We start from the raw sequence: 17,303 nt of genomic DNA, 5'->3' as shown, positions 1-17,303 counted from the left end.
CAGATCAAATTTGCGAAAGATGTTGGTTTTGGTGTCAGCCGGTATCCGGCAAGAGGTCGGCTCGGGCCCTCAAGGTCTGGAGATCATGCAGATTCACCGTTGATCGGCCCGACGTGGAAATCAGCCCTTCGGTCTTGAGTTCGCCCAATTGGCGACTGACCGTTTCTATGGTCAGCCCTAGCCCGTCAGCGATATCCCGGCGCGACATCGGCAATTGTACTTCGCAACTGCCATTGCTGCCCGAACCATTACGTTCAGCCATAGCGAGCAAGAAATTTGCCATCCGTTCGCGCGCCGTTTTGCGGCCAAGCTGGATCGCCTTTTCCCGGCAGCGCCACAGAGCCGCGAGAGAACGCTTGCAGATTTCGCCCAATATTGCGGGCTGCTGATCGGCCAGAGCCATAAATTTGTCTGCTCTGAAGACCAGCATTTCGCAATCTTCCAGGGCGCAGAGGTAATAGGCATGCGGCCCGCGCGAGGGGATCGAGACGAGATCGTCCTGGAAATGAAATGCCACGATCTGCTCGCGGCCCGACGAAGCATGCGCGACAAGCTTGGTCGCACCCCCACCGATAAAAACGAATTTGGGCCACTCATCGTCGAGCCGGATTCGTTCGTTACGCTCAGCTTGAACCGTGCGCCCAATCGCAAGAAACGGCTCCGCCGCATCCGTGTTGCCCACTTTGGACAGAATATTGTCGGCAAAACGCCGGTTGAGACTGTGCAATTCCATACCGGTTTCAATCGCGGCATTTTTCGTGGCCGTCTTTGATCTGAATCAATGAATCGCAGCAGTCGAGAGAGCATTGGAATATTACGCGATGCAAAAATCCTGGGCTGCACAGTGTAGCTGCTGCCTCGCAGGGATTATTACAATGAAACGCTCTGCCATTCTCGGCACCGCCCTCTTCGCCATGATTGCCAGCCCCGCGCAAGCGGAAGATCGCGCAGGCACGGTGCAAGCAAAAGTCTTCGCCACAGCTGTCATGCCCGACGGCGAAATTACCCGTGTCGATGTTGATACAGTCGGTTTGCCGGCAGGAACCCAAACCGAAGCGAACGACAATGTTGTACCGACGGTCGCGGTTGAATATTTCTTCACCGACAATTTTTCCGTGGAGACTATCTGCTGCCTGACGCAACATGATGTCGACGGAACGACCGGACTGCCCGGCGCTGAACTGGTTTCTGATGCCAAGCTGATCCCGGCGACATTCACGGCCAAGTTTCACTTCGATCTCGGCAGTGTGAAGCCCTATATCGGTGCTGGCCCGACCTATTTCATGTTCATTGATGATGAACCGGGCGCAGCGACGATCCCGCTAGGCGTGACTGATTTCAGCTTGTCTGACGAATTCGGAATTGCACTGCAAGCAGGCGTAGATGTGCCGTTAAACGACAGCGGCATGGCGCTCAGCCTCGATGCGAAGAGATACTTTGTCGACACGACTGCGACCTGGTTTGCGGGTAATACCGTGGCGATCCAGACAAAGCACAAGCTCGATCCGTGGGTGGTAAGCGCAGGCCTAGCCTATCGCTTCTAATTGCGGTCAAATTTGCAGATGCTGCACACGATAGCCACGGGAGTCTCAACTGTCTAAAACCGACATCGCACAAGATCTTGCGTTACGCGATCTAAAGGCCGCGTTAGTCGCTGGCTGGTCAGATTTCGTTGCCCTGCCAAAATATGGGCTCTGTATCGCGTTGCTGTTTGTGCTTTCGGGCTTAGCTCTGTCGTACCTGTTGTTCACGCGAGGCGAGTATGTCTGGCTTATCGCCGCGGCTGCGGGTTTCCCTGTTCTCGCGCCGTTCGCCGCGGTTTGCCTTTATGAGGTGAGTCGTCGGCGGGGGCTAGGCGAGCCCGTCAAATGGACCGATATTTTCCGGGCGCTGGCGGGTCGCGGCGATGAGCAAATATTGAGCATGGGCGTTCTGCTGTTTGTGGCATTTGGTTTCTGGATAATCGTGGCGCACACCATCTATTCGATCTTCATGGTCGAAGCCGGGGCTGGCGCGGAATCACTGGAGTTTCTTACCACCCCTCTCGGGATCGCTATGCTCGCTGTCGGAAGCATAGTCGGAGCCCTCATAGCATTGGCATTCTTTGCGATCACAGTCGTGAGTTTACCCATGCTCGTTGATCGTGAAGTGGACTTCCTATCGGCGATTATCGCCAGCCTGCGCGCCTTTCGCAGCAATTTGACAGTCATGCTCTGCTGGGCGGCGATAATCGCCTCATCTTTGTTCATCGCGATGCTGCCGTTCTTTTTGGGCTTCCTGATAGTTCTCCCGGTCCTTGGTCATGCAACATGGCATCTGTATCGGCGGGTTGTGGAAACGAAGAGTTGAGCAAATTTGCGCCGAACCAATCGAACTGCGCCCGAGGCGGTGCGATCAGACTAACGAAAGCCCCTCCCGAAGTCGCGGAGCCGCGATGTTTCAGCTTGATGTTGGCCGCCCTGCACTTTGCTTGGATATCCCGAGACTAGAACTGGCTTGCAAAAGACAGAATTCCGCCAATAGTAAAAGTTCTCTCGGGATGCCTTGGAACCTAGTGCTGGTGCCAGAAGAGTAACCATACCCTGTCCCTAGACTACTGTTTTATATGCAGTTTATTCTTGCTCGTGAGGCAGTCACCCCCAAATCGAACCCCTTGGACTCGCCCAAGCAGCATCTGCCCCCAAAGGGGATATGAACAAATTTCTTGATGCAAATCGACTTGATTTGCGTCAAGCATTGCTCAATAGTCACTATAACTTTTGGGGGCTGTACTTTGACTAACATTGAAATTTTTTCGGCTGCTTGCTCTTTTTTGTCGCTTTGCGTGTCGCTGTTTGCGTTGTTCAGGGTCAATAGTATTTACAAGAATAACAGCGGCCACATCCAATCAGTGCAAGGTGACAAGAATAAGGTCGCTGGACGTGATGTAAGTTAAAGCTGCTTGATCTCCATAGCATGGCCGAACAAGACATAGATGGCGACGGCAACATGGTTGCTGGGCGCGACAATCACCTCAGCAAGGTCTTCATAACTCGACCTATTCAGGAGGTCGAAAGGGGGCTCGCCGAAGTAGATCAACGCGTGACCAGCGAGTATGGCAGCTTGGCGGTTTCAACAGACGCCGTAGCCGAATTCGACTCAGAAAAGTTGATATCTTCACTGGTCAATATTGGAATACCGGCCAGAACCGCACTCTTGATCGCGCTGCACATATTTCCCTTTATCCAAGAGTCAGTTGAGCGCGAAGGCGGCAAATTTTCTACCGCACATATTCGTCGTGCAGTGTCTCACTCAATCTCTGGTATGGCTGAACTGGGCCTGTCGATAAAAGAAAGACAGGATATGGCAGCGAAGTATGCTCGAAACTTTGGTAATCCCAAGCACATAAATATGATTGTGTTTGAGAACGGCGAAACTCAACCAATCACTTACCGGTATGTTGTAGAGACATTTGTGCCCAACGTGCTTCGGCACGTTTTGGGCAAAAGCTACAGACTAAGTGAGGTCGTATCGAGTAGAAACATCGATCATATGTCCTCTGAAATCATCGAATGCATCAGACGCCTTGGCATCTACCATATTCGCTACGACACGGCCCTCATGCTTGCCGTAGACTTGGCGACCCAGTTGCCTCATCCTTGGCTAATCTTCGCAAGTAATCGTGACGATGTAATGGCCCATGATGCAGAACGGACGTCGAAACACCTTAGCATCCTGACCGCTGATGATTGTAGCCAAGCTGAGTTTTGGCGTTCTGCTTACGAATGCTTCAACCATATTTGCTCGTCAATTTTGGCATATTATGGCTGTCCAATAGGTGGTGGAACACACGCGCCATCCAACACGCTAAGGAACGTCACAAGGCTCGCGGCGGAAGGCGATCACCAAAATTTAGCGCTATGGGAGCTTTGTGAGATCAATCAACTTGAGGATGATCTAGCGGAGATTGGAGTCACGATTGACCAATTTCATAGACGTCTAAAAATGCTGCAAAAGCCGATAGCCAGAAGCCGTATCGACAAGATCGAACTTATCAAGGATGAGCTCAGATCACTTTCAGAGTTATCGGCCACTTTGACTAGGTGATCGTTTCAAGGATTGGCAGGCTCGGCAGCATGTCCAACCTCTACAAATTGGCTAGTCGGCTCTTCTGCAAGCAAAACGAAATAAGCTCTCAGTTGAATTACATGTAAAGTGTTAGGTTCAGCCGTCAGCCCAAGGCAGTGTCGCTTGCACAGCCAATCGAGAACCCCTATTTGAATTTTGCGTTCAGTCAGTCCTGAGCGTGGGGCTTAGTAACCTCAGAACGTCACCGCCGGTGGACAGTTTTGTCTGCCGGGTGGCTGTCGCCATGTCCAAGGCCCTGCCTAAAAGCGGCGGCGCCTTGTGGTGACGCAGGGTTACTAACACCCGGCTTAGACCGGGAATGCCTCTTCAATCCAGACTTGAGAGGCTATCAAATGAAATCACGAATGTACTGGGCCATCGGAGCTATTGCTCTTGCAGGAGCATCGTACGCTGTATTGCACGACCCACAACCAACCACTCACAATGGGCTAGTTCGTATTCCTACCGGTGATGCAGATATTGATGCCAAAAACGCTCTTGAGGATGCCCGAAATGCATTCCAGCTTCACGAAGAAGCGCGAATTGATGGCGACTTTGCAAAAGCTCGCTTCTACCAAGAAGCTGCTGAAGCAGCGTTCAGCATCGGCAACCGGGCCAGCGCTCAGGTCACAAGTGAGTTGCTAGGCGAAAGCAATAGCATCCCTGCTAGCTCCACTGACGATCTTGACGAATTAGAGCGAGCTGCTGACGATGCAATTTCTGCGGTCGGTTCAAGCGCGCCCTCTATAGAAAGTGCCGCCGACCCGCAAATGTTGGGACACTTGCGCAACGCAGCTGAATCTCTGGAGCTATCTTGCAGAAGCTACGGCACCAACTGTCAGGCGGCTGAAATCAGCCGCAGGCAATATGAAGACGCACTTGTTGGTCGATGAAGTCTGCAACCTTGTCCTGAAACGGTAATACGAAGGCATATTACCGTTTCGAGGCAATTAGGTCAGGTATCTTCTTCTAGCCGCAATTCCTCGTGCAAGACTCGATGGCAGTTGGCGCATAGGCACTGTAAGTCTGCGAGCCTTGTCTTCTGCCCTGGCATCATTGTTGCAATCGGAATAGTATGATGCACTTCGATACAAGCTTCACCTGCAACAGCACCATATTCTTCGACGGGGTCAAAGCCGCATCGTTCGCATACTAGTTTTCCGTGTATACGACGATACTCAGCCTTCTTTTTCGCTGATAGGCCATGCGCCCGTTCACGCCTAAGATGGTGCACCCTTCGTGGCGCCCCCTCAACGAATCCTCGATCTTCATCCGACAACGTTTCGTCACTGCTTTTCTGATGAGACAGCAATGCCGCAACGGCATTCTCATAAGAGGTTGCCCGTATAATCCGAATGGCTTCGGTCTGGCGAAGCTTAGTTTCGATGCGCAACCGCTTCGTTGAGTTCCCATGCTTTTTGGCGTTGGCCGACTTAGCAAAATCTCTCATCCGCCTACCGATACTGCTCTGCAGTCGCTCGATGGAAGTTTCAATAACGTCGGATTGTGTGGCCAGCACTCGGTCTGAAATCGGCAAATGCCTTACGCGGTTAGAATCCAATACAATTCGATCGATTGTCTGGTCGGAGTGGCTGCTAAGACGGGATAGAATTAGTCCGAGCGCCATCTGGTATTTTGTGTTTCTGGGAGGCCCGCCGCTGCGACTATGCAAAGTTATCGCGCCGCCATCGATTTCCAACCTTGCATCGAGCGGATAGCCGTCGGCGTCCTTGATCAACCAAATTGCTTCCATCGCTGTATGCACTTTCAAAACTGATGATGCGTCGCGCATGCTATAAGGCGAAAGAGGCTGTCGATGAAATGCTGTGACGCATTGTTCCTGATCACGGATATCCGAACATTTTCTGTTGAGTAATACATCAAGGCCTATTTTGACTCAGACACTGCCAACAATCGATAAACGCTCGCTCGTCCGATTCCCATTTCCTTAGCGATAGCGCTGGCACCCAAACCAGCCGCATTCATGCTTCTGATCTTACCTGCATCGATGCTTGCTGGCCGACCTTTGTAAACGCCGCGCTTCTTAGCTTTCTCGATACCTTCGCGCTGCCGCTCCTTGCGAATGTCAGTTTCGAATTCAGCTACTGCCCCCAGAATTCCTAGTACCAGCTTCCCCATGCTTGTTGTGGTATCGACGGCACCTTGTTGAAGGCAGCGAAAGCCGACCTGCTTTGCCTGAAGCTGGTCAATGATGGCATGAAGGTCTTTGCCAGATCGAGCTAATCGGTCCAGCCGGGTGACTACCAAGGTATCCCCCTCGCGAAGCCATTCTAGCGCGTCCTGAAGAGCGTCGCGACTGCCAGTTGATGTTCCGCTAGCTTTCTCTGAGAAGAGCTTCTCACAGCCGTTCTCGGCCAACTGTTGCTCTTGAAGTTCCAAACATTGTGAGCTGCTGCTTACGCGAGCATAACCTACCATCGTCATTGCAATTCTCCTGCCTCATTTGGTTCTTGAGTCCTGAGAATTTAGCGCCTCAAAATCGTGTAGTAACTCGTATGAGACGGTCCGTGGACGCCGTGCGTCTCCTCGGGTGCGTATACCCCTACAAGCAGGTCGATGCGTTAGATGCTTGCTTAGGTAACAGGCTTCTTATGCTTGGTATTTACGCGTAGGCGGGACCATCCAGATGAATATGAAGATATGAAACGGCGAGACGCTAACGCGGTCAGCAGTTTTAAGTTACTTTCCGAACTGGGTAACGTCGGACGCCTGCCGTAACTAGCAATCTGATAATAGGGATAGGGCAAGTCTTTTAAAAATTGCATGACATCCGGTTCGTTCCATTTTGCCATGCTCTTCGTCAGTAATTCTATCGCTTTTTCAGGACTGGATGCCGCTCTAATGACCGCGCGCAGAATCTCCCTGTTATCAAATTTCGATAAGTCGGTATCGGGAGCCGCAAACAGATTCGCCAGCAACTGTAGAAGGTCGTTGTCATCGGCAATTGCGTCTAAAGCTATGTCATGAGCGAGCTGGACCTTCTTTTCATTCCCTAGATCGCCTCCCAAAAGTTTTTTGCGCACGCCAGCGCCAATTACGTACTTATCCTTGTTGTCGATATATTCTTGAAAGTTTGCAGCGATTAGCTTCGCTTGCAGCTCATCCTTTCCGCTACAGAAATCGAACGTTTCACGATTCAAGTTCATTTTGGCTAGGTCTAAGAGGCTGGATATCTTCAACTCGCTAACCTCGGAGGGAAACACATTGTACCGGTAGGGCATGCGCTGGATGAGTGAGTTGTATTCGTCGTCGCCAAAATTATCGTTTTCAAATATCAGATCGGATACTTTCAGGGCTTCATCCTCACCAATCTCAGCGATGGTCATGCCTGCGCTACAAAGGCTTTCTAGATTTGCTTGAGTTTGCATCGCTTGGACCAATACAGACTTTTCTTCGCCAATTTCACTCAAGAATGCTGATACACCCGCCCATGACAAACGTACCTTCGCTTCACTGAGCGCATGGGTCCACAACGCAAGGGGCAATCCATCGAAGGATTTAAATGTGTGATCTTGCTTTGAGATGATGCGCTTCTTTTCAGCAACATCAATTTCAGAATTTTCCAACAACGAGAGAATCGCCTCCTCATTCTCTTGGGTATTTTCCGTTAGTTCCAAAAATACATCGGAGACATATGCTGAGATATTCTTGCCAACGTAGGTCCTGACCGGACTGCTCGTCGCGGCGAGGATGCAGGAGTAGTTCGCATAAAGCGCCGTATCTTCAGGCGAACCGTCGTCGCGCTTCTCTTGATTAAGCAGTTGCACTACATTGGTCGGGTTCAGGCGATATAGATCGTGCTTCTCTGCAAATTTCTGAAGCCCATCAATGGGAGCAAGCAAAGACAAGTCAGGGAACTTGACGTCTAGCTCATTGAGCAGATCAAGTTCATTTTCGTTTGGCGGGTTGTCCGCAAATAGAAGTGGGCCATTATTGGCGATATAATCTGAGACAACCGCACTAGCTTTTAGCTTCTCGACAATGGTCTTATCATTCGAAAAGCCAACAATTTGCCTCATATGTTCTAAACTTGTGTCTGCGGAGACCGCTGCGTCAAGGAAGCCATGCCAACCTGTTACCAGGTGCTGCAAAAGGACGCCGGAATGTTGGCCCTGTTGATAGTAAGTTCTAATGAAATCCTCTGACCGCTCAAAGTTTTCAGATACATATTGGACAAAGCGATTCACCTCGGTCGAATGAAGAACTGGATTGCTTAGTAAGTGGTCTATCAACTCAACGTTGAATGCATTCCGACTTCGAAAATCGTCCTGACGCATGTTCCGGCGGACTTCTTCCGGATTATCTAAAGGCTGAAGTGGTTCGGGCTCCCCAAAACTTCGAATGTTGAGTAAGAAGTCGCGATCCGCTAGACTCAGTCGTCCTTCGTGGAAGCTGGATGTGTATTGGTAGTAGTTGTCATCAAGGTGGCCATTTTTTACGAGATAGACAAGCAATCTGCCATCGGCGATATCGTTTGCTTCCAATGTTTGCGCGTAATCGATCTCTACCTTCTCAAGCAATTCTGAAAATGGCATCCTGTTTGCGCGCGATATATCTCGCTCAAGTTGCTCGACCTCCTTATTGAGGACTGCCCTTCGTTTTGCTGTTCTATTCTCAATATTGGCAACTCGCTCCAGAAACGTTTCCGTTGGGTTCAGTTCGTTCTCGATCTCATCAAATGACACACCAAGTGACATCTGGTGGCTAGGATGCACTTGCTGATGATTACCAATCCTTATGTCGTCCTGGCCGATCAGCGACCTAATTTTGTCAACATCCAATGAGTCAGAAAAGCCAAATTCGCCTTGATCAGTTACCAGCCGGCAAAATGGCGTGCCATCAGGGACATGGCTTAAGATTTGTGCGAAATAAATTCGAACCAGATCATCAATTGATGCAGCCTCTTCTTGGTCCGACCGTGCAATTTTCTCATGCAGAGCATCTATCTCGCTTTGCATGTTCGCCTTCAGGTCCGAAAGGTATCGTGAGCGCTGAGCGCATATGCTAAAAAACGCGCCCTTTCCATGATGTAGCTGCTCAAAGTCACTTGGATATTGGTTCTTGTAGATAATCATCGCGAGCAGTTTGGTGACATCAAACTTGTCGCTTTTTAGACGCTCATGATAGACCACTAACTCATTGAAAATATTTTGTATTAGCCGTAGGTCATCTAAGTAAAGTGAGACTTCACGGAGAAATTCCTGATCGATGTCCTTTGAAAAGTTATGATTGAGCAAACGCTCCTGCATTTTATCAAGCGAGTTTGACGAATTTATTATTGGAATTACAGGAATAATAAAGTCGAAGAATTTTGCTCTGTTCCTGTTGAGGAACATATCATCTCTAAGGGCGTACAGAAATTTCGTCGGTTTCAGACTTCTTGCATGGCCGTTGATCAACCGATTTATTTCCCGTAGTTTTACGAAAATTTCTGGGTTTTCAAAGCGGTCCAAATCTTCGATTACAACGACGTCGTAATCCGTCTCTTGAAAGAAGTAGATTATCTCGTCGAGATGATGGTTTAGAACCGATCTTTCAGTCAACTCTTGAGTCTCAATCTCGGCGTTTTTTAGTGATATCTTTTTTAGCGAATGACCGAATGATGACCTGTAAGCCTGCGAAACAAGGTAGACAGTGCCCGCAAGTACGAAAGCCCAGACAAAAACCTTGCCCCAATGGATGTGGTTTGATGCATTAAGATAGGTAAACCACTCCCAATCATTGATGACGTAAAATGATGTTAGAGCCCAAAATACAAACGCTAAGGATTTGAAAAGCGAATGCTGTGGAGTCGCAATCCTCTTAAATCTCGAAAATGGCAGATCGTTGGCTGACGCTCCGTAGAGCATCTGCTGCAAAATGCTGCGCTCGATATCAACGGTTTCGATCTTGCTCTCGTCAGCTTCGCTGAACGATGCCAGCGATATCTTGAGAAAGCGATACTTTGGATTTTGTTTTTCGAACGTGGAGATGATGCTACTTTTGCCAGACCCATATGGACCACTCAAAGCGATGTTGAAAATCCGACTATTCGCCATCGCAAATTGCATTGCGTCACGGTAGCCACGCTTCAGATCGGCATTGTCAATGGGTGCCAGGTCAACAAAGGGGGCGCAGTCGGAGGTTTCGTCCAATGGATTGCCGCCAGTCGTTTCCAGCGGTTCTTGGGGGCCACTTGGTTCAGAAGCAACAGTAATTTCTGAGCTGGTCTCAATCCTGCCGAATGTGTCAATCGAATTACTTGGTTTAGAAGACATCGAAATTCACCTCGTCAGATTTCTACTTCAAATACTAGTAACTTTGTGGATTGAGAGTAGCAAATTTCCGAGATGACATTGCATTGCCCATCTATTTGCAAATAGCTTTTCGTATCAGCAGTTATACGACATTAGCCGAGTCTATGCCATGCCTCTCGAAAGTGTGGTTGGTCATAGTGGTTGGGTTGTAGCCAGTGGCTCGGATGGCCATTTTTGTTATTCTCTGCTGGGCTTCGATGGCAAAGGTCTTTCACTTCTTGCATCTTCAGAATGAAGCATACCGGCCGATCTTCCTTGGCGAGTGTCGTAATTACCCACCAATCTGACCGCAGGTTGTCGAGGTTTACACCCAATGGGACGGTGTCACGCTTCGACACTCCCTTACTCTGAACGCCGAAGATGATGCTCTCATCATCGTTGGCGCAGAAAAGGTCAGACCCTTTTGCGTTTCGTGCAGTAGGCATGACATTCCAGCCTCTACGGGAAAGCTGCCAAGCGGCGTAGTGCATAGCGGCATTGCCCGTTGCTTGTGATGACCTCACGTCCATTTGGTCTAGCGCTCCTTTTGCTTTCTGGCTTAGTCGGTGCCCAACAAACAAGGCACTTCTCGTAAGGCATTGAGGGCTTCTGGTCACACTGTAACGCTGTAGAACGCCCGCTTTCTCACGGATAGCGCGCCAAATGGCCCAGGATTGTCGCCCATTGCGTTGGGATGGGGTTTCGGTGCCGAAGGACAGAATCGTGTTAAATCGCTCTGACAAGCTTCCTCGCTCCGCTGGCAACTGAGCCAGGATAACAAAGCAAATCGATGTGTATGGGTATAGAACCGGACCAGCCGCCAGATCGGAAGCATCTGGGTAGATCATATTCCTGCCAGTTAGGACCTCCATGTTTACAGTGTAAACGTGCGGTCGATTGTCGAGTCGCTAGGAAGCACCGTCAGCACAATGAGTTGCAGTCTATCATCTGTATAAGAGAAGCCAATTCGCGCGCGGTTTGCACTCAGAGTGTCAACGTATTGCCAACCTTTCAATCTACATCCCGAACGATATCCCAGAACTCGTGCGCAAGTTGGCGGAGTGGGGTGTTCAAATACAATGGCGTGCCTTCGATCTTTGGGCCAGGTAGCAAAGCGTTCTTGAGCGAATAGCCAGCCCAGTATGTTGCATCCTTTGGGTCATCGCTCTTCTTAAAGCTTGGTCCGATTTTGACTGGCGGACCATGACCCTTTGGTACCTTCAGGTTCCGGTACAGAGCTTTCTCCAGCGCTGTTTTGAACCGTGTTGCTTCATGACCGGAGGTGAGCAGGCAATAACCATGCAGATGCAGGTGCGTTCGTGACCTACCGCTACGCCCTTTAGCTTCAATCACAAAGAAGTAGGGTGCATTCCCCAGACCAACTTCCTTTAGTTCCTTGTTGATCTTGTCGATTGCGCGGTCTCGTGGTTTCAGCCCTTGCTTAGCCCACTTGCGTTCAAGCTCTCCTGAAACATTTGCAGTGAATGAGTACCCATTGAAAGCGAGAGAAAGTAAGAACCCTATTCGAGCCTTTGCAGCATCTGTTAGTTCATTCCATTCTGGAAATTCCTTCGGGTTTGTGTCGTGAAGGAAGCCAGCATTTTCATCGAAATCCGCATATACTAGGATAGGGTCAACCGCGCCTATCGTTCCTCGCATATATCTGGTTCGAATATCCGCTATTCGGACGAGTTCATTGAGAGCCTCTTGCTCTCGCCGAAGAGCTTCTTCCCGATCACGTTTTACCCTCGAAACATTCGTGTTTTTCCGCTTTGTTTTGGGTATGCTTGCAGCGGTGCGCCGACCCATATTCTTTGGCTTGAGATATGGGCCGCGAGGGTTAGATGCATTGCTGCTCATTGGTACAATCGATGCTTTCAAAAGTTGGAATTTTCAGAGCCTCGCTTGGCCGCCTCTTCAAGCTGCTCGATGATTTGCTCAACCCCAACTTTGGGTGGTCTGCCCGCTTGAAACTTTTGGTAGTCGGGAAGATCATGAACAGATACCCATCGGCGCCCAGGAATTGGGTCGGCAACCACTTCTCGCATCACTCGCCTTTGCTCTGAATTGAGCTGGTCAAGCGACGCGCCGAGGATTGCTTCCAGTTGTCCAGCCAAGCCGTCCGAGACCTCATCAATCAAGTTTCCGGCAAGTAAGTTCCAAGAGACTTCGGGGTGCCGCTGTTCAACAACTTCTCGCAAAAAGTTCTTCTTATCGATATCCAGCGCGCCTGCGATATCTTCAGCTCGGTCGATAGGGATTGGAGATTTTCCGTTCGCCATATGGCTAAGGACCACAGCCTGCTTGTAGCCAAGCTGCTTCGCCAACTGTCTAACACTTAGGCCTTGCTCCTCCTTCGCACGCTCCAGAGCAGCAGCCATCATCTTTGCGGCAGCAGAACCTGCCCATTGGTATCCATCTCGTGACATTCTCAATGTGTGGCATATCACACCCATGTGTGTCAACTGATTTGACTCATTGAGAGGTGTATGGCATATGCCACACATCAAAGCGCATTCTGCGCGACCACAAACAATGAACGGAACTCAAATTGAAACGGAAAACATACAAAGTGAATGAAGTGGCCGAGGTCTTGGGGCTCAGCCGAACGACAATCTACAAGCTAATCAATCTTGGTGAGCTTAAGCGCATCAAATTGGGTGCTACGACCCTCATATCCGCTGACTCAGTTGATGCCCTCCTTTTGCGCAACGCAGCCTAGGAGTACTCGAAGAATGCCCCTTTCGGTCAAAGAGATTGAGAACGCCAAGCCGAGATCAAAGCCATGGAAGCTACATGACGAGCGTGGCTTATATCTGCAAATCGCCCCTAGCGGCTCAAAGCGGTGGCATCATCGCTATTCGTTTCAAGGGCAGAAAAAGAAAATCAGCTACGGCGGATTTCCCGACGTTAGCCTTAAATCGGCACGTACGAAACGAGACGAAGCCCGCGCCTTGATCGCCGAGGGAACTGACCCTCTAAAACAGCGGCAAGAGCAAAGGCTTGAATACAAGGTCGCATCAGAGAATACTTTCGGCGCTATTGCACGAGAGTTCATCGCGAAACGCGCGAACGATGGTGACAAGGCAATCTCGCCAACTACGAGGAAAAAGAACGAGTGGCTGCTTTCGTTGCTGGAACCAAAGCTGGGCAGAGTTCCCGTTCGCGATATTGAACCACCTCAGCTCCTTTCAGCTTTACAAGAGATTCAAGATTCTGGGCGTAGGGAGACAGCGCGGAGATGTCGGTCTTTTGTAAGCAGGGTGTTGACATATGCGATTGTCACAGGCCGTGCAAAAAGCAATCCGGCTCCTACGCTCCAACGAGTTTTAGTCGCACCCTCCGTTCGTCACCATCCAGCGATAGTCGACCCCAACGAACTCGGTGATCTTCTAAGGGCGATAGATGGGTACAAGGGAATTGCATCGACAAACGCCGCTCTCAAATTGTCGGCACACGTATTCCAGCGCCCTGGTGAAATCAGGACAATGCGTTGGATCGATATCGATCTAGAAGCCGCGATCTGGACCATACCAGCCGAGCGAACCAAAATGCGGCGTGAGCATCGGGTTCCGCTGTCGCGTCAGGCGATTGCGATAATCCGGTCAATGGAGCACGTGGCGGAGTACAGCGAGTACGTGTTTCCCAGCTTCAATCCTAAGAAGCCACTGTCTGAGAATGCCGTGAACCAAGCACTCAAACGGCTGGGTTATGGGGATGTGATGACAGCTCATGGCTTTCGGACAACTGCCTCATCTTTGCTCAACGAAAGCGGAGGGTTTCATCCAGATGCGATTGAACGCTCCTTGGCGCACCAAGACGCGAACGCGGTGCGAGCTGCCTACAATCGGGCCCAATACTGGGATGAACGCGTCCACATGATGCAGTGGTGGTCTGACAAACTTGATTCTCTGTTACGAGCCAATGCAGCGTCAGCCTCCCAATAATCGAGCCCAACTGACCCCCAAATTGAACCCCTTAAACACACGGTTTAAGACGAACCAATGCGAACAGCGACGAACACTGTATTAGATATTCATCTGATTTTTCAGTGATTTTCACCCGCTCGCGCATATCAGCGAAAAAGCTACTGGTGCCCAGAAGAGGACTCGAACCTCCACACCCTTGCGAGTACATGCACCTGAAGCATGCGCGTCTACCAATTCCGCCATCTGGGCACGGGTTACGAGTGGGCGCGTGCCTCTTCTCGCGGTAGGAGCGCGCCGATAGCGGGACCGTGCGGCTTCTGTCAACGGAATTGCGCGCATGGTGCGGCGCATTATTTGCAAGTGCAGGAATGGTTGCGGCGCGCGGCGCATTACGGCATGGCGTTCCGCGAATTCGATGCAGGATTGAGACAGGCCCGAAACAATGGCGAAACCGGACTTTCTAAACGGCAAACTGGTTGTGATGACCGGAGGCAGCGGCTTCTTTGGCTCGCGTGTCGCGCAAGCCTTGCTGGAAAAAGGCGCGCGGCTGCGTGTTGCCAGTCGGCATCCGGAAAAAGCCTTCACGCTCAAGCCGCTTGCCAATCTTGGGCAATTGCAGTTTGCGCGCTGCGATGTACGCAAACCCGAGAGTGTCGCCGCAGTGATGCAAGGCGCGGATCTGGTCGTGAATATGGTTGGCTCGTTTGATGGCGATCTGATGGAGCTGATGGGCAGGGGCGCGGGCAATGTTGCGCGGGCCGCCACAGAGGCTGGCGCTGAGGCGATGGTCCATGTCAGCGCGATTGGCGCGGATGCCGAGTCCGAAGCTGAATATGCGCGGGCCAAGGCCGCATCGGAAAGCGAAGTTCTTTCCGCATTCCCCAAGGCCAGCATCATTCGGCCTTCGATGCTGTTTGGCGAGGATGACCAGTTCACCACGATGCTGGCTGGGATGATCAGTACTCTGCCTGCCCTGCCCGTTTTCGCTCCCGAATCCCCGCTGCAAATGCTGTGGGTCGATGATGCGGCGGACGCTGTTGTGGCGGCGTTGACCAATCCGGCGAAGCATGGCGGCAAGACATTCGAGATTGCCGGTCCTGAGCCGATTACAATGCTTGATCTGCATCGGCGGATCGCCGCCGCGCAAGGTCGCAGCCCGTTATTTATCGAGATGCCCGATCTTGCATCGAGCATTTTTGCCGCGATGCCGCTGACGCCGATGGGCCACGATCAGTGGATCATGCTCAAAGCGGGCAACGTCCCTTCGGGCGATTATCCAGCGCTCAAACAGCTTGGTATCGAGCCCAAACCGCTGGCACTGTTCCTCGACCGGTGGATGGAGCGGTACCGGAAATATGGCCGTTTCAATAATGAGGCAAAGACCTCACACTAAGCGGCAATTGCTCAGATTGCTTCGACAGTCACCGTCGCGCCTTGTGCGGCAATGATCCGCACCTGCTCGCCAACCTTGGTGTCGGGTCCGCGCGCGATCCACTCGCTGTCACCCACAGTCACGCGGCCTTCACCGCCCTTTATTGCTTGTGCGACTTTCACCGTCTGGCCGATCATTTGACCACCGCGATGATTGAGCATCGGATTCTCGCTCTCGATCGGCCGGTCGCGTAGGAACCGCTTGGCAGAGAACGCCATGATCAGCGACAGGAAGAAGAAGTTCATCACCTGCACCACTGTGCCCAGATCGAGCACCGCCGTTAGAGCGCCGGTTACCAACGCAGCGACAGCCAGCCAGATCAGGTAAATCCCCGGTAGCGCCAGCTCAAGCGCCGCCAGCGCGATACCAATGGCCAGCCATGCCCATGCCGCGTCGAGGCCTTGGAACCATTCCATCAGCCATTACCCCTGCTGCGGGGCACGCTCGTGCGGGCAGTACCTTTGTTCACCGGCGGAGGCGCGTTGCCGGGATGGTCACCGCCAACCGCATCCTTCACCAATTCGCCAATCCCGCCGAGCGAGCCGATCAACTGCGTCGCCTCTACCGGGAACAGGATGGTCTTGGCATTGGGGCTGGTCGCAAACTGGCCAACGGCCTTGGTGTATTCTTGTGCGATAAAGTAATTGATCGCTGCATTGCCGCTATCGGCAATCGCATCGGACACCATCTGCGTCGCTTTCGCTTCGGCTTCGGCCAGACGCTCGCGCGCTTCAGCATCGCGGAAGGCCGCTTCCTTATCGCCTTCTGCCGATAGGATAGCCGATTGCTTCTCACCCTCAGCGCGGAGGATGCGCGAAGCGCGGTCGCCCTCGGCCTCCAGAATTTCAGCACGCTTCAGGCGTTCTGCCTTCATTTGGCGGGCCATCGCTTCGGAAATATCGAGCGGCGGACGGATATCCTTGATCTCAACGCGAGTGATCTTGAGGCCCCATGGCGATGTCGCTTGGTCAACCACCGACAGCAGTCGCGCATTGATCTCGTCGCGCTTGGACAAGGTCTCGTCCAGATCCATGCTGCCCATCACAGTCCGAAGGTTCGTAGTCGTGATCGCCATGATCGCGCCATAGAGGTTGGAGACTTCATACGCCGCCTTGTCCGCTTCCAGCACCTGGAAGAACACCACGGCGTCCACCCCGACCATCGCGTTATCGGCAGTGATGATTTCCTGACCCGGAATGTCGAGCACTTGCTCCATCATGTTGATCTTGTGACCGATGCGGTCAACGAACGGGACCAGAATATGCAAGCCCGGCTCAGCCGCTTTGGTGAATTTACCAAGCCGCTCGATCGTATAGACAAAGCCCTGCTTGACCACGCGCACTGTCGAAAACAGCACGGCGATGATCAGCACCACCATCAATATGAGAAAGATACCTTCGAGCATCAGAGAACCCCTGTGAATGTGAGCGTGAGTGTTATGTTGCTGCGGAGACTAGCGCGTGAGGGTGCACGTGGGAAGAGGGTGACGAAGGTGACACCGTGTCACCTTTGAAATCGGGCTGTGAGGCGCAGAATTCT

At 51.6% G+C, this 17,303-nt stretch carries 15 protein-coding genes and 1 tRNA gene; 6 read left to right on the top strand and 10 right to left on the bottom strand.

What is annotated here, in order from left to right:
• Positions 1-34 precede the first annotated feature (34 nt).
• Entirely contained in the window at positions 35-733 is a 699-nt protein-coding gene (locus J9777_RS13765; protein WP_209349362.1) for a helix-turn-helix domain-containing protein, read from the bottom strand.
• Between the two features lie 142 nt (positions 734-875).
• Here J9777_RS13765 and J9777_RS13760 point away from each other — a divergent pair, with 142 nt between their 5' ends.
• The 4 genes from J9777_RS13760 (at position 876) to J9777_RS13745 (ending at position 5,000) form a co-directional block, all read left to right on the top strand.
• Positions 876-1,544 carry an OmpW family outer membrane protein gene (locus tag J9777_RS13760; RefSeq protein WP_209349361.1) on the top strand — a complete coding sequence of 223 codons (669 nt, stop codon included), beginning with the start codon at positions 876-878 and terminating at the stop codon, positions 1,542-1,544.
• 169 nt (positions 1,545-1,713) lie between these two features.
• Positions 1,714-2,349, top strand: coding sequence for a DUF2189 domain-containing protein (locus tag J9777_RS13755; protein WP_348632010.1), 636 nt, complete (start codon positions 1,714-1,716; stop codon positions 2,347-2,349).
• 606 nt (positions 2,350-2,955) lie between these two features.
• On the top strand, positions 2,956-4,086 hold the full coding sequence (locus J9777_RS13750) for a hypothetical protein (RefSeq protein WP_209349360.1): 1,131 nt from the start codon (positions 2,956-2,958) through the stop codon (positions 4,084-4,086).
• 359 nt (positions 4,087-4,445) lie between these two features.
• On the top strand, positions 4,446-5,000 hold the full coding sequence (locus J9777_RS13745) for a hypothetical protein (protein WP_209349359.1): 555 nt from the start codon (positions 4,446-4,448) through the stop codon (positions 4,998-5,000).
• 62 nt (positions 5,001-5,062) lie between these two features.
• On the opposite strand, the gene J9777_RS13740 is transcribed toward J9777_RS13745, so the two are convergent.
• The 6 genes from J9777_RS13740 to J9777_RS13715 form a co-directional block, all read right to left on the bottom strand.
• A complete protein-coding gene (locus J9777_RS13740; protein ID WP_209349358.1) occupies positions 5,063-5,899 on the bottom strand; it encodes an HNH endonuclease in 837 nt (278 codons plus the stop codon).
• A gap of 95 nt (positions 5,900-5,994) precedes the next feature.
• Entirely contained in the window at positions 5,995-6,552 is a 558-nt protein-coding gene (locus J9777_RS13735) for a recombinase family protein (RefSeq protein ID WP_209349357.1), read from the bottom strand.
• 149 nt (positions 6,553-6,701) lie between these two features.
• A complete protein-coding gene (locus J9777_RS13730) occupies positions 6,702-10,385 on the bottom strand; it encodes a hypothetical protein (RefSeq protein ID WP_209349356.1) in 3,684 nt (1,227 codons plus the stop codon).
• A 131-nt stretch (positions 10,386-10,516) separates the two neighbouring features.
• Positions 10,517-10,849, bottom strand: coding sequence for a hypothetical protein (locus J9777_RS13725; RefSeq protein WP_245228751.1), 333 nt, complete (start codon positions 10,847-10,849; stop codon positions 10,517-10,519).
• Between the two features lie 565 nt (positions 10,850-11,414).
• Positions 11,415-12,263: a hypothetical protein gene (locus tag J9777_RS13720; RefSeq protein ID WP_209349355.1), complete on the bottom strand. Its 849-nt coding sequence runs from the start codon at positions 12,261-12,263 to the stop codon at positions 11,415-11,417.
• A gap of 17 nt (positions 12,264-12,280) precedes the next feature.
• Positions 12,281-12,787, bottom strand: a complete 507-nt coding sequence (locus J9777_RS13715; RefSeq protein ID WP_209349354.1) for a helix-turn-helix transcriptional regulator — start codon at positions 12,785-12,787, stop codon at positions 12,281-12,283.
• Between the two features lie 351 nt (positions 12,788-13,138).
• Here J9777_RS13715 and J9777_RS13705 point away from each other — a divergent pair, with 351 nt between their 5' ends.
• Positions 13,139-14,350: an integrase arm-type DNA-binding domain-containing protein gene (locus tag J9777_RS13705; protein ID WP_209349352.1), complete on the top strand. Its 1,212-nt coding sequence runs from the start codon at positions 13,139-13,141 to the stop codon at positions 14,348-14,350.
• 144 nt (positions 14,351-14,494) lie between these two features.
• Here the strand turns inward: J9777_RS13705 and J9777_RS13700 are convergent.
• Positions 14,495-14,581 (bottom strand) — tRNA-Leu (locus tag J9777_RS13700).
• A 193-nt stretch (positions 14,582-14,774) separates the two neighbouring features.
• On the opposite strand from J9777_RS13700, the gene J9777_RS13695 reads away from it, so the two are divergent.
• Entirely contained in the window at positions 14,775-15,725 is a 951-nt protein-coding gene (locus tag J9777_RS13695) for an SDR family NAD(P)-dependent oxidoreductase (protein ID WP_209349351.1), read from the top strand.
• An 11-nt stretch (positions 15,726-15,736) separates the two neighbouring features.
• On the opposite strand, the gene J9777_RS13690 is transcribed toward J9777_RS13695, so the two are convergent.
• Together J9777_RS13690 and J9777_RS13685 are read right to left on the bottom strand one after the other, a co-directional pair.
• A complete protein-coding gene (locus tag J9777_RS13690; RefSeq protein WP_209349350.1) occupies positions 15,737-16,180 on the bottom strand; it encodes an NfeD family protein in 444 nt (147 codons plus the stop codon).
• Positions 16,180-17,169 (bottom strand): SPFH domain-containing protein, encoded by a 990-nt coding sequence (locus J9777_RS13685; protein ID WP_209349349.1) that lies wholly within the window; start codon positions 17,167-17,169, stop codon positions 16,180-16,182. Before J9777_RS13685 ends, J9777_RS13690 begins: the two co-directional genes overlap by 1 nt.
• Between the last annotated feature and the right edge of the window lie 134 nt (positions 17,170-17,303).

The organism is Pontixanthobacter sp. CEM42 (genome assembly GCF_017812015.1).
Classification (GTDB): Bacteria; Pseudomonadota; Alphaproteobacteria; order Sphingomonadales; family Sphingomonadaceae; genus Pontixanthobacter.
Note: the sequence above shows the minus strand (reverse complement) of the source record. Positions and strands in the feature narration are given on the sequence as shown.

Excerpts from the sequence above, each read along its gene's own strand:
- J9777_RS13765 (WP_209349362.1), bottom strand. The coding sequence starts at position 733 with ATGGAATTGCACAGTCTCAACCGGCGTTTTGCCGACAATATTCTGTCC.
- J9777_RS13760 (WP_209349361.1), top strand. The coding sequence starts at position 876 with ATGAAACGCTCTGCCATTCTCGGCACCGCCCTCTTCGCCATGATTGCC.
- J9777_RS13750 (WP_209349360.1), top strand. The coding sequence starts at position 2,956 with ATGGCCGAACAAGACATAGATGGCGACGGCAACATGGTTGCTGGGCGC.
- J9777_RS13740 (WP_209349358.1), bottom strand. The coding sequence starts at position 5,899 with ATGCGCGACGCATCATCAGTTTTGAAAGTGCATACAGCGATGGAAGCA.
- J9777_RS13735 (WP_209349357.1), bottom strand. The coding sequence starts at position 6,552 with ATGACGATGGTAGGTTATGCTCGCGTAAGCAGCAGCTCACAATGTTTG.
- J9777_RS13730 (WP_209349356.1), bottom strand. The coding sequence starts at position 10,385 with ATGTCTTCTAAACCAAGTAATTCGATTGACACATTCGGCAGGATTGAG.
- J9777_RS13725 (WP_245228751.1), bottom strand. The coding sequence starts at position 10,849 with ATGCCTACTGCACGAAACGCAAAAGGGTCTGACCTTTTCTGCGCCAAC.
- J9777_RS13720 (WP_209349355.1), bottom strand. The coding sequence starts at position 12,263 with ATGAGCAGCAATGCATCTAACCCTCGCGGCCCATATCTCAAGCCAAAG.
- J9777_RS13715 (WP_209349354.1), bottom strand. The coding sequence starts at position 12,787 with ATGATGGCTGCTGCTCTGGAGCGTGCGAAGGAGGAGCAAGGCCTAAGT.
- J9777_RS13705 (WP_209349352.1), top strand. The coding sequence starts at position 13,139 with ATGCCCCTTTCGGTCAAAGAGATTGAGAACGCCAAGCCGAGATCAAAG.
- J9777_RS13695 (WP_209349351.1), top strand. The coding sequence starts at position 14,775 with ATGGCGAAACCGGACTTTCTAAACGGCAAACTGGTTGTGATGACCGGA.
- J9777_RS13690 (WP_209349350.1), bottom strand. The coding sequence starts at position 16,180 with ATGGAATGGTTCCAAGGCCTCGACGCGGCATGGGCATGGCTGGCCATT.
- J9777_RS13685 (WP_209349349.1), bottom strand. The coding sequence starts at position 17,169 with ATGCTCGAAGGTATCTTTCTCATATTGATGGTGGTGCTGATCATCGCC.